Source organism: Jiangella asiatica, from assembly GCF_004349065.1.
Taxonomy (GTDB): domain Bacteria; phylum Actinomycetota; class Actinomycetes; order Jiangellales; family Jiangellaceae; genus Jiangella; species Jiangella asiatica.
In genome coordinates this window covers 49,861-65,761 of record NZ_SMKZ01000016.1, presented here as the reverse complement: position 1 = coordinate 65,761, position 15,901 = coordinate 49,861, and the positions used below count along the sequence as shown (strand labels likewise).

The window sequence follows — 15,901 nt, the reverse complement described above, 5'->3', positions numbered from 1 at the left end:
TCATGCGAAAGATGCTCCTGGGCGCGGCGCTGCTCGCGCTGACCGTCACCTCGTGCGTGAGCCTGCCCACCGAGGAGGTCGGGACGCCGTCGGGGAGCGACGACGCGCAGTCCGGCGGCGTGATCAAGGTCGGTATCCTCCAGCCCCGGTCGCTGGACCCCGCCGACGCCTCGGACCCGGCCAGCCAGCTCGTGGTACGCACGATGTGCGACTCCCTGCTGCTCACCGACGCCGTCACCGGCGAGCTGGTGCCAGGCATCTCCGACGAGTGGACACCGAACGCGAACTACGGCGGCACCCGGATCCTGCTGTCCCTGCGCGAGGACGTGTACTTCCCGGACGGCACCCAGGTGGACGCGCGGACCGTGGTGGACTCACTGTCCCGGCTGGCCCGCGAGGAGACCGCCGGGTCGATGGCCACGCTGCTACGCGACGTGCAGGGATACGACCACATCCGCGGCGAGACCGAGGACCCGCCGGACCGCAGCACCGAGTACCTCACCGGCGTCCGCGTCTCCGACCCGTTCGGCCTGGAGATCGTGCTGCCGCGGCTCGAGGACGCGGGCTGGGTGCGCCGGCTGGCGAACGCGGCGACGGCGATCGTCGACGACGAGGCGGCCCGCGCCGACCCGTTGCGCTTCGCCCGCCAGCCCGTGTGCGCGGGCCCGTACCAGCTGGCCGCGCCGTGGAACCCGGGCGACCCGATCATCCGGCTGGTGCGCAACGAGCACTACAACGGCTCGCCCGCCGGCTACACCGCCGACGGCGCCGGCTACGCCGACGAGATCCACTTCTACACGTTCGCCACCCCGGAGGAGGCCCACCAGGCCTACGTCGACGGCTGGGTCGACATCGTCCAGCCGTTGCCCGCCGAGCGGGCCGCGATCAGCGAAGCGGAGCCGGACAACTACGTCACCGGCAACGACCCGCTGATGGTGTACGTGGGGCTGCCCTGGCAGCCGGGCAACCTGTTCGAGGACCCCGAGGTCCGGCTGGCGCTCAGCCGCGGCCTGGACCGGCAGGCGATCGCCGACACCGCGTACGCCGGCGGTGCCGTTCCGGCCACCGGCTTCCTGCCGCCGCTGGTCGGCCCGGCCTACCACGAGGACGCGTGCCCGGACCAGCTGCCCGCCGTGCCAGACACCGACAGCGCACCTGCCGCCCTGGACGGGCAGACCGTGCCGCTGTACTTCTACGACGGCTACCCGGCCAACGCCCTGGTCGCCGACCAGGTGGTGGCGGCCTGGGCGGCGTACGGACTGACCGTCGAGCCGACGCCGCTGCCGGAGGAGGACTTCCTGGCCATGGCCGAGGGCGGCTTCGACGGGCCCTTCCTCACGGGCTGGGACGGTGACCGGATGGGCACGCCGGAGGAGTACCTGCAGTCCCTGGTCGTGACGGGCGAGGCGGCCAACGTCGCCCGGTTCAGCGACCCCGTGCTGGACCGCTACTTCATCAACGACGTCACCCCGTTCGGCGGGCAGGCCGGGCCGGGCCTGGACGTCGAGGAGGAGCAACTGATCGCGCTGGAGCGGGCGGAGCAGCGCGTGTGCGAGCTGATGCCGGTGATCCCCGTGGTCAGCATGCGCTCGCATTGGCTGGTGCGTGCCGAGGCACTGGGCTCGGCACGCGAATCCGTCCTCGACCGCTTCGGTGAGCCCGCACTGCGCGAGGTGTGGGTCGAACCACAACCCACCGAGGAGGCCACCACCGATGCACCGACCACCGAGAGCTAGAGCCAGCGCGATCGCCACCGGTCTGCTGACGATGGCGGCACTGACGGTGTCCGCGCCACCCGCCGGAGGCACCGCGCCGGCAGCCGAGACCGACGCGGGGGTGACCGCCGGCGCGGCACTGGCCGTCGACGCGGCACTGGCCGTCGACGCCGTCGAGTGGCCGACGCACTGCCTGGACGCTGTTCCGAGCGGCCCGGCCGACTACCAGGAGGCTTTCGACCACCGCTCTGGCGGCTGGGCCGGCGGTGACGGCGCCTGGCCTATCTCGCTGCCCGACGGGCGCGAGCTCTGGCTGTTCGGCGACACGTTCATGGGCCAGATCGACGAGAACGACGCGCTCCTGCCGGGCTGGCGGATGGTCCGCAGCGCCCAGCTGCAGGACGGCGCCTGCTTCACCCCGGTGACCCGCGGCACTACGTCCGCGCCGACGTCGTTCCTGCCCGACCAGGACGGCGTCATCTTCTGGGCCGCCGGCGGCTACGTCGACTCCACCGTCAGCCCGGCGGTCATCCGGATCACCGCCAGCGGCGTCTGCCCGGGCGAGGCCTGGCGGGTGTGCACGGTGAAGATCTTCACGTTGTCGGCGTCCACGCTCGACGTGATCTCGGTCAGCTCCGTGCCCTACGACCCGGACGCCCTGGACATGCCGCACTTCGGTTCGAAGATCTTCCACCACGGCGGCTACGTGTACCTGTACGGCCGGGCCGGCGGTTTCCAGCCCGACGGGCCGTCGGCGGGCGGGCCGTTCGCGCCGGGAGTCTACGTCGCGCGCGCACCGGACGACGAGCTGCTCACCGGGTCCAGCTGGCAGTACTGGACCGGCAGCACGTGGTCGGCCACGGTCGGCCAGGCCCGGCCGATGGCCCTGGACTTCCCGGCCGACACGAACACCGTCGGGCTCGCCGGCCTCATCCCGTGGGGCAGCGGCTTCCTCATGACCGCCAAGCAGGGTCCGCTGTGGTTCCTCGGGCCGCAGGTGTACCTGTGGCGGGCACCGTCGCCGGCCGGACCGTGGACCGTCGTCCGCGACGGCGCCGGCCAGCCGGTCGACGTGACCGCGGGGACCACCTGGCCACAGCTCCGGCAGAACTACGGCGGGCAGATGGTCACCAACGTCCCGGGCACCTCGCCGACCGATCCGATGGTGGTGTTCAGCACGAACGGGGCCGGGTGCGACCCGGACGAGGGCAACCCGTGCACGCCGGACAACGACGTGCTGCAGAACGTCATGCTCTACGGGCCGCACTTCCGCGATCCGCTGGGACTGCCGCTACCGTGAGGTTCGGCTTCGGGGTCATCCACGCGCCGGATCCGCCCGACGACGCCGCCGCCTGGCGGGCGGAGCTGCGGCGGTGGCGCGAGTCGGTGCGGCGCGAGCTGGACCTGGAGTCCAGGCGCTACCAGCGCCCGGAGTTCGCCTGGACGCGCTCGTGCTACTCGTGCGCGATGGTGATGCTGTGGGACGAGGAGTTCCACGATCCGGCGATCCGCTCGTTCACCGTCGAGTCGTACCTGCGCCGCGGCGTGGAGCAGTTCGGCGGCTACGACGCCGTCGTCCTGTGGCACGCCTACCCGCGCATCGGCGTGGACGAGCGCAACCAGTTCGACTTCTACCGCCAGGTCCCCGGCGGCCTGCCGGGCCTGCGCCGCCTCGTCGACGAGCTGCACGGGCATGGCGTGCGGGTGTTCCTCGACTACAACCCGTGGGACGTCGGGACCCGCCGGGAACTGGTCGGTGACGCTGAGGCACTGGCCGACCTGATCGCCACGGTCGACGCCGATGGCGTCTTCCTGGACACGATGAACCAGGGTCGGGAGCTGCGCGCCGCGGTCGACGCCCGCCGTGACGGCGTCGTGTTCGAGGCCGAGGGGCACCTGCCGCTGGAGCACTTGCACGACCACCACATGTCCTGGGGTCAGTGGTTCGACGTCGGCGAGACCGCGCCGGCCGTGCTGCGCAACCGCTGGGTCGAGCGCGGCCACCAGCATCACCTGATCCACCGGTGGGACCGCGACCACTCCGACGAGGTGCACGCCGCCTGGATGAACGGCGCCGGCGTGCTGGTGTGGGAGAACGTCTTCGGCACGTGGAACGGCTGGTCCGAGCGTGACCGTGCCCTGCTGCGCGCCATCGTCCCGCTGCAGCGCGCCTTCGCCGACCTGTTCACGACCGGGGAGTGGACGCCGCTCGTCGACACGCTCGCCGACGGCGTGTACGCGAGCCGGTGGGACGGCGACGATGTGCGGCTGTGGACGGTCGTCAACCGGTCGACGGACGAGGCGACGGGGCCGCTGCTGTCCCTGGCCGCCGAGCCGGGCCTGCGGTCCGCGGAGCTGGTGTCGGGCCGTGAGCTGCCGGGCGACGGTGACACCGTCACGCTGGACGGGCCGCTCCCGCCGCGCGGGCTGGCGTGCGTCGTCGTCGCCGATGCCGACGCCTGGGCACGGCGGGTCACCCCGCTGCTGGCCGCGTCACCGGACGGGGCGGCGCCGGTGGCCCGGACGATCGCGACCGCGACGCCGTCGATCGGGCGGTTGCCGGTCGCACCGGCCGCGGCGACCTCGGCGCCGGCCGCGATGGCCGCCGTCGCCGGGGTGGAGCGCGACCTCGACGTCGTCTTCCGACTGCGTGAGTGCGGGACGTACGAGGGCGCGCCGGTGCTTGACGACCATGCGCCGCGGTTCCACCACCCGGTGCGGGAGGTCGTGCACGCCGTGCTCGGCGCCTACGCGATCGACGCCGCCCCGGTCACCAACGCCGAGTTCGCCGCGTTCGTCGCCGCCACCGGCTACCGGCCCGACGACCCCGGCGGATTCCTCCGGCACTGGCCGGACGGCGGACCTGCGCCGGGCATCGAGCACCTCCCGGTGGTGAACGTCGACCTGGCCGACGCGCGGGCCTACGCCCGCTGGGCCGGGCGGCGGCTGCCGACCGAGCACGAGTGGCAGCACGCCCTCGAGACCGGTGCCGCCGGGTACGGCAACGCCCGGGTGTGGGAGTGGACCGAGAGCGTGCACTCCGACGGGCACACGAGATTCTGCCTGCTCAAGGGCGGCGCCGACTTCACCGCGTACGGCTCGGTCTGGTACGTGGACGGTGGTCCGCGGCCGCCGCAGTTCACCGTCAAGTTCATCTTGTCCTGGCCCGAGCTGGACCGCTGTTCCACCGTCGGCTTCCGCTGCGCCGTCGACCTGACCCCGAACGAGAGCTGAGAACCGACGATGAGTGACCTCCCCCTGTACCGCGACCCTGCCGCGAAGCCGGCCGAACGGGTCGACGACCTGCTGGCCCGGATGACGCCGGCCGAGAAGGGCCAGCAGCTGCAGATGCTCGACCGGTCCTGGGGCGACGGCGAGAGCTTCCTGCGCGACGGGCGGTTCGACCCGGCTACCGCCGCGGCGAACCTCGGACCGGACGGACATGGCTCGCTGTCGCAGCGCCAGGACGACGCCTCGCCACATGCCTACGCGGAGAGCTCGAACGCCGTCCAGCGGTACCTGGCCGAGCACACCCGGCTGGGCATCCCGGCGCTGTTCATCGGCGAGACGCTGCACGGGCTGGTCGGTCCCGCGGGTACGACGGTGTTTCCGCAGGCCATCGGGCTGGCGGCGAGCTGGAACCCGGAGTTGCTGGAACAGGTCGGGTTGGCGACGGCGCGCGAGGCACGCGCCGTCGGCACCCATGTCGGACTGTCCCCGGTGCTGGACGTGTGCCGCGACCCGCGGTGGGGCCGCCTGGAGGAGACCTACGGCGAGGACCCGTTCCTGGTGTCCCGGCTCGGCGTGGCGATGGTGCGCGGCCTGCAGGGCGGCGACGGCGCGGGGCCCGGCCTCGTCGCCACCGTGAAGCACTTCGCCGGGCACGGCGCGCCGCAGGGCGGCCGGGACAGCGCGCCGTCGGGCCACGGGCGGGAGTTCCTGCGCGAGTTCGCGCTGCCGCCGTTCGAGGCGGCCGTCCGCGAGGCCGGCGCCGGCGGCGTCATGGCGGCCTACAGCGACTGGTGCTACGTCCCCTGCAACGCCTCCCACGAGCTGCTCACCGAGATCCTGCGCGACGAGTGGGGCTTCGGCGGGTTCGTGATCGAGGACATGGGCGCGATCGGCTTCCTGCACACCGCGCACGCCGTGGCCGCCGACACCGCCGACGCGGCCGTCCAGGCGCTGCGCGCGGGGGTCGACCAGAGCTTCGCCAGCGCGCTGGGCCCGCCGGTCGTCGACGCGGTGCGTGCCGGCGTCCTCGACGAGGAGGTCCTGGACCGGGCGGTGCGCCGGGTGCTGCGCACCAAGGTGGAGCTGGGCCTGTTCGAGGACCCCTACGTCGATGCCACCACCGCCGACGCCGTCTGCGACAGCCCCGAGCACCGGGCCCTGGCACGCGAGGCGGCCCGGCAGTCCGTCGTCCTGCTCCAGAACGACGGCACGCTGCCACTGCGAGCGGACCTGGGCACCATCGCCGTCATCGGGCCCAACGCCGGCGTGGCCGAGACCGGCGACTACAGCGGCCGCAACCCCGACCTGGTCACCCCGCTGGCCGGCATCGGCGCACGGGCCGGTACGGGAACCGCCGTGCTGTACACCGAGGGGTGCCCCGTGGTCGACCAGCCGCCGGACGACGCCGGCATCGCCGCGGCGGCCCGGATCGCCGCGCGCGCGGACGTCGCCGTCGTCGTGGTCGGCGGGTCCGCCGCCACCAGCGGCGAGATCCGCGACGCCGGCGAGCTGGACCTGACCGGGCGGCAGGACGAGCTGATCCGCGCCGTCCACGCCACCGGGACGCCGGTGGTCCTGGTGCACATCGGCGGCCGGCCGAACACGATGGAGTGGGCGTTCGACCATGTCGCGGCCGCCGTGGCGGCGTGGAACCCGGGGGAGGAGGGTGGCAGCGCACTGGCCGACGTGCTCTTCGGCGACGTGGCACCGAGCGGGAAGCTGCCCGTGCAGTGGCCGGCGGCGACCGCCCAGCTGCCGTCCACCTACGACTACATGCACACCGGCCGCGACGAGCGGGGCCGGTACGTGAACACGCCGGTGGCGCCGCGGTTCCCGTTCGGGCACGGGCTGTCGTACACGACGTTCGAGTACGGGGAGGTCGGCGTGGAGGTCGGCCAGGACGTCACGGTCACGGTGGAGGTCACCAACACCGGGGACCGCGACGGCGTCGAGGTCGCCCAGCTCTACCTCCGGGACCTGGTCGCCTCGCTGAAGCGGCCGATGCGCCAGCTCAAGGCGTTCCGTCGGGTGACACTGCGCGCCGGCGAGGCACGCCGCGTCGTGTTCACGCTCAGCCGGGACGACCTGGCGTTCTGGAACGCCGCCGGCGAGCGAGTTGTCGAGCCCGGCGAGTTCGCGGTCATGGTGGGCGGCGACAGCACCACCACGAACGAGGCTCGCTTCGACCTGCCGTGAGCCGCTACAGGACCTCGACGGTGCTGTCGGAGACGCGGACCCAGTCGACGTACATCGGGAAACCGGGGTCGGTCGTGAGCGTGAGGGCGATGCGCTGCTGGTCGAGGATCGCGAACGTCCGGTCGGCTTCGGCCGGCGTGTCGGGCGTGAAGCTCGTGTGCGCGGGGGTGCCAGGCTCCGGGGCCTGTCCCGGCAGTGGCGGCGCGCCGATCGGGCCGGCCCAGTAGACGTTGGTGGTCGGGCCGGCGAGGCCGTCGAAGAACCACTGCACGTGCCCGGGCGTGCTGCCGTTCTGCGGCGCCCAGTAGCAGCTGTAGGTGTGGAACTCGCTCCAGTCGACCGGGCCGACCTGGACGATGTTGTTGCCGTTGGCGATGTCGTACCACCAGAACGGGTCGTCGTCGCTGCCCGGCGGCGTGGCGTATGGGCCGGACCAGTCGTGGACCGTGCAGACGTAGCTCTGCCGCGGATCGCTGAAGTGCTCCATGAAGTCGAGCTCGATGTAGTGCGAGTAGCCGGCCGCCTGCCCGGGCCACTGCGTGTAGAACGTGCCGACGTACTGGTGGGCGACGTGCTCGATGGCCATCGACCAGAACGCGGGGTTGGCGCCGGCTGTCGGCGGGCGTTCGGCATGGTCGAAGGCGATGCGGGCCTCGAAGTAGCCGCCGTGGAAGACGGTCCCGCGGGCGTAGGGGCTGGTGTCGACGGCGATCGCGGTCGACAGCCTGGTCAGGTCCGACTCGCCGCCGTTGCCGCCGAGGGTGAGGACCGAGTCGCTGACACTGATGTTCTCCGGCCGGGTCGCCGTGGTCCGGAACCACTTGCGCGGATACCAGTTGTAGCCCGGCGCATCGGTGGCGCCGACGTCGATCGTCGCGGCCGACGTGAAGTCGTCGAAGAACACGACCTGGGACTCGGTGGCCCGGGCCAGCGAGGGGGTGCCGGCGAGCACGAGCCCGGCGCCGGCGGTCTGCAGGAACCGCCGGCGACTGGTGCGCCGGCTCGGCGGGGTCTGGTCGGCGTTCATGGTGGTCACCCTTCTGTGCGGTGGGGTCCTCGGTCATCCGGTGCTGACGGTGCCGCGGCCGCCGTGCATGGAGGCGTAGTACGGGTCGTCCGGCCCGATCTCCCCAGCCCGGACGGGGCGGCCGCTGGCGGCGGATTTGTACAGCGCGGCGAGCAGTTCCACCGTCGGGCGGACCTGTCCCACCCCGGTGGCCGGCGCGCGCCCGGCGCGCAGGTCGTCGACCAGCCGGCGCAGCTGGCTGCCGTGGCTGGCGGGGACGTCGTGCGGTACCGGGCCGGCCGCGGCCAGCCGGTCGTCGCCGAGGCCGGGGCGGGGGACCACCGTCCAGCCGCTGCCGTCGCCACTGTGCTGGCGCAGCTCGACGGTGGCGTCCTGCAGGTCGATCCGCACGGCGCTGTCCTCCCGCGGGCACAGCACGCTCGTGACCAGGCTGGCCAGCGCGCCGGACTCGAACCGGACGATGGCCATCGAGGTGTCCTCGACCTCGATGGCGCGCTCCAGAGTGTCGGCCACCGCGGTGACCGTCCGCCACGGCCCGAGCAGCGACAGCAGCAGATCAATGGCGTGGATGCCCTGCCCGGCGGTGGCGCCGCCGATCTCGGTCTCCCAGCGACCCCGCCACGGCGCCTCGTAGTAGGCCGCGTCGCGATACCACGTCGTCGACACCATGGCCACCAGTGCCCGGCCGAGTGTCCCGTCGGCGATCAGTCGGCGCACGTGTTCGGCGGCGGAGCCGGTGCGCCACTGGAAGACGAACTCCGCCCGGCCGCCGCCCGCGGCTTCGGCCGCGGCGATGCGGTCCAGCTCGGCCAGCGATGCCGTTGGCGGCTTCTCGCAGAACGCCCACGCTCCAGCCCGCACCGTCGCGACGACGACCTCGGCGTGCCACGCCGGGGGAGTGCAGACGAGAACCAGGTCCGGCCGGACGGCGTCGAGCATCGTCGCCACGTCGGTGAAGGCTGCACCCGCGCCGAAGCTCGTCGCGAACTCCTTGGCCACGCTCTCGTCGACGTCGACGGCGGCCACCAGCTCCAGCTGCGCGCCCACGCTCCGCACGGCGGGCAGGTGGGCGAAGCGGGCGATCTGGCCCGTCCCCACGACGGCGACACGAAGGGGTTGGGACGGTTCCTGGACGAAGGTCATGGCAGTGGCCTCACAGGCTGCGGCGACAGGGGGCGTGAGGGTTGTGCCGCCGGCTGCGGCCGCACGCGAACCCACATCCACGGGTCACACCCCCTAGGCGATGTGGCATGAATACTGCCATACTAGTCCACATGCCGCCTCCCCTTCGAAGGGAATCCTGATGGACGCTGGCATGGACAGGCGACGTTTTCTCCAGGCGACGAGCCTCGCGGGCGTGTCCGCGACCCTCGGCGGAGTGATGTCGGGGCACGCGACCGCGACGGAGCGCACGGCCGACCTGGCGCCGAACCAGGCCGTGGTGTGGGGCCACGTCTTCGACGACCGCAACGGCAACGACCTGCTCGACCCGGGCGAGCGCCGGCTGGCCGGCGTGACCGTGTCCGACGGGCAGGACGTCGCTGTCACGGACGCGACCGGGAGGTTCGAGCTCACCGTCGACACCACCCGGCGGGACGGGCTCGTCGTCTTCGTCACCGTCCCCAGCGGCTGGGCGGCCGCGCCGGACGCGGACATGATCCCGCGGTTCTACCGCCATGTCTCGGTCGGCGCCGGCGAGCAGATCCGGGTGGACCTCGCGCTGCGCCGGGACCGCGATTCCGACGACCAGGCGTTCCGGTTCCTCGCCGTGTCCGACCCGCACGTGCGCCCGACGCCCGGGAGCTTCCCGTTCGACCGCGACCCGCTGGGCCGGTGGCGGGGGCAGATCGGCCAGTTCAACCGCATCGTCGCCAACGCCGCCGGCGCCGACGACGCGCCGCGGTTCCTGTGCGTGAGCGGCGACGTCACCGAGTGGGGCCTGCCGACGGAGTTCGACGCTTTCCGCGACGGCACCCGCGACAGCCAGGTGCCGGTGTGGCCGGTCCTGGGCAACCACGAGTACCCGCTGGCCTGGTGGACGGCGCCGTGGACGTACGGCGGCAACGTCGAGCAGTACCGGCAGTCGCTGGGCCCGGAGTGGTACTCGTTCGGCTACGGCGGCCAGCACTTCGTGGTGCTCGACAACATGCTCGGCGCCGGGCAGCCCGACCAGCTGGCCTGGCTGGAGCGGGACCTGGCCCGCAACGGGGGCGGCAAGCAGGTCGTGGTGATGTTCCACGCGCCGTTCGTGGAGTTCGACGACTGGGTCCGCCGCTACTACCCGGACTCGGAGCCGGTCGCGCAGTCCTACCTCGACCTTCTGGGCGGGTACGACACGACGCTCGTGCTCTCCGGCCACGCCCACGTGAACCGGGTCGACGACCGCAGCGTCCCGGGCGCGAAGCACGTCAACAGCACGTCGTCCTACTACAGCCTGGACCAGACGCCGCTGGGCTTCCGGGTGGTCGACGTCGGCGACGGCCCGGCCCGCGCGCCGTACCGCATGTTCGGCGTGGACTGCGCGCTCACCCTGGTCCATCCGGCTCCGGGTGCGCGCGTCCCGCAGGGCGCCGGAACCGTGCAGATCAGCGCGTACGACACCACCAGCGTCATCCAGGGTGCCCGGTACCGGCTGGACGGCGAGCAGCGCTGGCGTCCGCTGCGGCCGGCCGGACCGTGGACCTGGACGGCACGTGAGAACTTCCGCGCGCTCGAGCCCGGCACACACCGGTGGACGGCTGAGGTGCGCGATCACACCGGCCGGCGCTGGCAGCGAAGCGGGGAGTTCACCGTCGTCGCGGCCGGCGGAGTCCAGCAGCCGGCGCCCGGTGCGCCGTGGCCGATGTTCCACGGTGGCCCGGCCCGCGGCGGCCACGCGATCGACGAGGTGGCGCCGCCGCTGCGGCTGGCCTGGAGCCACGGCACCGGCGGCACCATCCTGACCGGGTCGCCGGTGGTGTCCGGGGACACCGCCTACATCGGAGTCCGCGACGAGGACGGCGCCGAGCACTGCGGTGTCGTCGCCGTGGACCTGGCCACGGGCGAACGCCGCTGGCGTACGCCCGCGGACAGCCTGGTGGAGGCGACGCTCGCGGCCGACGACGGCCGGGTGTTCACGACGTCGGTCGGCGGCCGCCTGCGCGCCCTGGACGCCGCGACCGGCACGCCGCTGTGGGAGCACGACGCGGCCGCCGGCGACCCGCTGGCGTACGTGTGCGCGTACAGCTCACTGGCCGTCGCCGCCGGCATGGTGCTGCACGCCTACCGCACCTACCGGGTCGCCGACGGCATGGGGTCGAGCTGGATCGTCGCGCACGACGTCGCCACCGGCGCCGTGCGGTGGCGGTACACGCGGGGGTTCCTCTTCCTGGTCAACGACAACAAGGCGGTCGCGGTCGGCGACGGCCGGATCTACGTCAACCCCGGCCTGAACGCGCCGTGGGCGATCGACCTGGCCACCGGGACGCACGCCTGGTCGGCCGCGCTCACCGTCCCGCCGGGCGACCGGCCGGTGGAGTTCGGCCAGGGCCCGCTCGTGTACGCCGACGGGGTCGTGCTGGCCACGTTCCGCGACGCGGTGTCCAAGGGGCCGAACGCCGTCGAGGCCTTCGACGCCCGCACCGGCGCGGAGCTGTGGCGCTACCTCGGACCGGCCGACGTGCTGGCCTTCGCCGACCTGGACGGCACCGCGCCGGCGGTGGCAGGGACGAGGGTGTACGCCTCCCTGCCCAGCGGCGTGGTCGCGGCTCTCGACCTGGCCACCGGGGCGGAGCGGTGGCGCAGCGCGCTGGGGGCCGCGCTGCTGTCGTCGCCGGCGGTGTCGGGCTCGACGCTGTACGTCGGCGCCAACGACGGGCACCTGTACGCCCTGGACGCGGCCGACGGCACCGTGCGGTGGCGATTCGAGCTGGGCTCGTGGGTGGCCAGCTCGCCGGCGGTCACCGGGAACCTCGTGCTGACCGGCGCGTGGGACGGCCACCTTTACTGCTTCGTCGCCGACGACTGAGGAGACCGCCATGGAGCACAGTTGGACCCGGCGGCGGTTCCTGGCCACCGGCGGCGTCGCGACCGCGGGCGCCTACGTGTCGGCGGTCGCGCCGGCCACGGCCTGGGAGCCAGCCGGATCGGCGGGTGCGCCGCCGGACGAGGACGGCTACGAGCTGTGGCTGCGGTACCGCCCGGTCGAGCCGGGCGACCTGCTCGCGGCCTACCGGCGCCGGTTGACGCACGTCGTGCGGGACGGCGACGCCGAGCCGCTGGCCTCCGCGGCCGGCGAGCTGGTGCGCGGACTGTCCGGGCTGCTGGGCCGGCCGGTCGAGGAGGCTCCGGCACCGGCGCGCGACGGCGCGGTCGTGCTGGGTACCGGGGCGTCACCGATCGTGGCCGCGCACGTGCCCGCCGGCGACCTGGACGCCGTCGGCGCCGAGGGCTACCTGCTGCGCGGAGCCGTGGTGCACGGTCACGAGGTGGTCCTGGTGGCCGGCGGCGGCCCGGCCGGCGTGCTGTACGGAGCGTTCCACCTGCTGCGGCTGCTGCAGACGAGGCAGCCTCTGGACGGCCTGGACGTGTGCGAAGGGCCGGTCAACCCGCTGCGGCTGGCCAACCACTGGGACTACCTGGACCGGGTGGTGCAGTGGGGCTCGGCCGGGCGGTCGGTCTTCCACTGGGAGGAGCTGCCGGCGCTCCGGCCGCGCTACACCGACTACGCCCGGGCGCTGGCGTCGATCGGCATGAACGGCTCGGTCGTGAACATCGTGAACGCCGAGCACGAGTTCATCACCACCGAGATGATCGGCAACCTGGTCCCGCTCGCGGCCGTGTTCCGGGCCTGGGGCATCCGGCTCTACCTGTGCGCGAACTTCTTCAGCCCGCGCGCGGTCGGCGGCCTGCCCACGGCGGACCCGCTGGACGAGGACGTCCGGGCGTGGTGGCGGGCCAAGGCCGACGAGATCTACGCCGCGATCCCCGACTTCGGCGGCTTCCTGGTGAAGGCCGACTCCGAAGGCCAGCCGGGTCCGATCGCGTACGGGCGCACTCACGCCGACGGCGCGAACATGCTGGCCGCGGCGCTGGAGCCGCACGGCGGCATCGTCATGTGGCGCGCCTTCGTCGGGCACGAGGGCGGCGGCGAGTTCGTGACCGCGGCGTACAACGTGTTCCGGCCGCTGGACGGTGAGTTCGCCGACAACGCGATCGTGCAGGTCAAGTTCGGGCCGATCGACTTCCAGGTCCGCGAACCGGCGCATCCGCTGTTCGGCGCGATGCCGAACACGAACCTCGTCATGGAGCTGCAGGTCCTGCAGGAGTACACGGGCCAGGGCCGGCACCTGTGCTACCTGGTGCCGGGCTGGAAGGAGATCCTCGACTTCGACACCCACGCCGACGGGCCGGGCACCACCGTCGCCGCCGTCGCGAGCGGCCGGGCGTACGGATCGGCACACGCCGGGCTGGCCGGCGTGATGAACCTCGGCGACGACGTCACCTGGGCCGGCAACCATCTGGCCGCCGCCAACACTCACGGCTACGGCCGGCTGGCCTGGAACCCAGAGCTGAGCGCGGCGGAGATCGCCGAGGAGTGGGTCCGGATGACGTTCGGGTCCGAGCGCCGGATGGTCGAGGTCGTCACCGCGATGCTGCTGGAGTCGCGCGGGGTCTACGAGTCGTACACCGCGCCGCTGATGGGCGGCTTCACCGGCCGCAACCATCCGACGCCGCCGTTCCACAACGCCACCGCGACCGAGATCGGCACCGACCGAACCGTCGCCACCGGCACCGGCGCCACCCAGGTCTACCACCCGCCGAACTCCGACATCTTCGACTCGGTGGCCACCTGCCCCGAGGAGCTGCTGCTGGTGTTCCACCGGCTGCCGTACGACCACCGGCTGCGCTCGGGAAGCACCCTGCTCCAGCACATCTACGACGCCTACGTCCGCGGCGTGGCGGACGTGGCCCGGACGCGCCGCGACTGGCAGCGCCTGGCCGGCCGGATCGACCGGCGGCGGCACGAGGAGGTCCTGGAGTTTCTCGACGGGCAGCTGGCGCACGCGACGCTGTGGCGCGACACCTGCGTGGACTACCTGTTCGGGCTCACCGGCATCCGCTCGGAGCACCACCGGTGGGTGCAGGCGGCGCTCCCCGGCGGGTCCATCATCCTGGAGCCGCCGTCGCTCCTCCTGCTGGGCGGCTGGCCGAACACGCTGGCGCTGCGGGCCGGCAACGCCACCGCCGAGCCGCGGTCGGTCACCGTCGGGCTGGACCTGCCGGACGGCTGGAGCGGCACCGGCCAGGACCTCACGCTGTCACCGGGCGAGGTGCGGACGGTCGACCTGCCGCTGACCCCGCCGCTGGCCCCGGGCGGCGCCGTCGTCGCGCCCGACGTCGCCGGTGCCGGCGTCCCGGTGCTCGGCACCACGCCGACCGACGTCCTGGTGGCGCCGGCCGGCCAGCGGTGCGTCCTCGCGCTCGACGCCGGACCGGACTCCGCCCTGTACCCGGTCCAGTTCGGCTACCGGCGGCTCGCGCCCACCGACGCCTGGGACCCCGAGCGGGGCTTCGGCTGGGTCGGCGGGACACCGCGCGCCCTGGACCGCGGCAACGCGCTGGACGACCTGCGGCGCGAGATCATCTACGACATCGTCCCCCGTACGCTGCGGGTCAGCGTGCCGCCGGGGCCGCACGACGCGTACCTGCTGGTGGGCGACCGCTGGTGGGCGCCGGTCTACCCGACGTTCGTGCGGTCCGGCGGTGAGCTGCTGGCCGCGTCGGAGGAGAACCTGCCCGGCGGCAGCTACACGTGGCTGCGGTTCGGGCTGGACGGCGGGGCGGATGGGCGCGACGTGGACCTGGAGCTGTCCAGCGTCGACTACCACTGGGAGCTGCCCCAGCAGGCGCCGACCACCGGCGCCTGGCACCTGGTGGCGTTCGCGCTCGTGGATCCCGACGCCGAGCCGCCGGCCATCGCGGTCACCGCGCTGGACGCGCCGCGGCTGCTGGTGGGCGGCACCGGCGGCGAGGTCGCCGTCACCGTCACCAACACGACGCCGGACACCGCGATCGCGACCACCGTCCACGTCGGCGTGCCCGCGGGGTGGAGCGGTACCGACGCCGTCGCCACCGTCGCGGCCGGGGAGACGGCCACGCTGCGGGCCGCCGTCCTACCCCCGCCGGACCCCACACCGCCGGTCACGCTGCAGGTGGAGGTGACCGCCGGGCCGCACTCCGTCGGCGGCGGCCGGCACGAGGTCGAGCTGCTCGCGGTGCCCGGCGGCGACGAGGTCGTGCTCGCCCTGGACGCCGGCGCCGCCGCGAGCCCCGTCGTCGGGACCTACCGGCGGCTGGCACCGGAGGACGCCTGGGACGCCGCCCGCGGCTGCGGGTGGGTCAGTGGCCCGCCACAGTCGCGGGACCGTGGCGGCGTGCTCGACCCGCTGCGCCGCGACTTCTGCAACGACGCGCAGACGCGCACACTGCGCCTGGCGGTTCCGGCCGGCCTCCACGAGGTGTTCGTCCTGGTCGGCGACACCGTGCTCGCGCAGCCGACCTCGATCCGCTCCGGTGGTGAGCTCCTCGCCGAGAGTCCCGTCCTGGCCGGCGGCGCGTTCGCCTGGCTCCGCTTCGACCTCGACGGCGGCGCCGCCGGCCGTGAGGCGGACCTGGAGCTGAGCAGCCTGCCGGGTCAGCACTGGCACCTCAACGCCCTGATCATGCGCCGGCCGGCGCGGGAAAGGTGAGC

8 protein-coding genes are annotated in these 15,901 nt (G+C 73.5%); 6 read left to right on the top strand and 2 right to left on the bottom strand.

Going from position 1 to position 15,901, the window contains the following annotated elements; genetic code table 11:
- Nucleotides 1–2 precede the first annotated feature (2 nt).
- Genes E1269_RS13040 through E1269_RS13025 form a run of 4 tightly spaced genes read left to right on the top strand, consistent with a single transcriptional unit; the run spans nucleotide 3 to nucleotide 7,142 of the window.
- On the top strand, nucleotides 3–1,736 hold the full coding sequence (locus E1269_RS13040) for an ABC transporter substrate-binding protein (RefSeq protein WP_162606391.1): 1,734 nt from the start codon (nucleotides 3–5) through the stop codon (nucleotides 1,734–1,736).
- Nucleotides 1,714–3,015: a hypothetical protein gene (locus E1269_RS13035; RefSeq protein WP_131895106.1), complete on the top strand. Its 1,302-nt coding sequence runs from the start codon at nucleotides 1,714–1,716 to the stop codon at nucleotides 3,013–3,015. Before E1269_RS13040 ends, E1269_RS13035 begins: the two co-directional genes overlap by 23 nt.
- Nucleotides 3,012–4,949: a formylglycine-generating enzyme family protein gene (locus tag E1269_RS13030; RefSeq protein ID WP_131895104.1), complete on the top strand. Its 1,938-nt coding sequence runs from the start codon at nucleotides 3,012–3,014 to the stop codon at nucleotides 4,947–4,949. The genes E1269_RS13035 and E1269_RS13030 overlap by 4 nt, the downstream gene beginning before the upstream one ends.
- A 9-nt stretch (nucleotides 4,950–4,958) precedes the next feature.
- Nucleotides 4,959–7,142 (top strand): glycoside hydrolase family 3 N-terminal domain-containing protein, encoded by a 2,184-nt coding sequence (locus E1269_RS13025; RefSeq protein WP_131895102.1) that lies wholly within the window; start codon nucleotides 4,959–4,961, stop codon nucleotides 7,140–7,142.
- 4 nt (nucleotides 7,143–7,146) lie between these two features.
- Here E1269_RS13025 and E1269_RS13020 read toward each other — a convergent pair whose 3' ends face one another.
- Entirely contained in the window at nucleotides 7,147–8,169 is a 1,023-nt protein-coding gene (locus E1269_RS13020; protein ID WP_131895100.1) for a glycoside hydrolase family 16 protein, read from the bottom strand.
- A gap of 33 nt (nucleotides 8,170–8,202) precedes the next feature.
- A complete protein-coding gene (locus E1269_RS13015; protein WP_131895098.1) occupies nucleotides 8,203–9,312 on the bottom strand; it encodes a Gfo/Idh/MocA family protein in 1,110 nt (369 codons plus the stop codon).
- A 214-nt stretch (nucleotides 9,313–9,526) separates the two neighbouring features.
- Here E1269_RS13015 and E1269_RS13010 point away from each other — a divergent pair, with 214 nt between their 5' ends.
- Both E1269_RS13010 and E1269_RS13005 read left to right on the top strand, forming a co-directional pair.
- Nucleotides 9,527–12,175: an outer membrane protein assembly factor BamB family protein gene (locus E1269_RS13010; protein ID WP_162606390.1), complete on the top strand. Its 2,649-nt coding sequence runs from the start codon at nucleotides 9,527–9,529 to the stop codon at nucleotides 12,173–12,175.
- Nucleotides 12,176–12,185: 10 nt separating this feature from the next.
- Complete coding sequence (locus E1269_RS13005) at nucleotides 12,186–15,899, top strand: alpha-glucuronidase family glycosyl hydrolase (protein WP_203433473.1); 3,714 nt, start codon at nucleotides 12,186–12,188, stop codon at nucleotides 15,897–15,899.
- Nucleotides 15,900–15,901 lie beyond the last annotated feature (2 nt).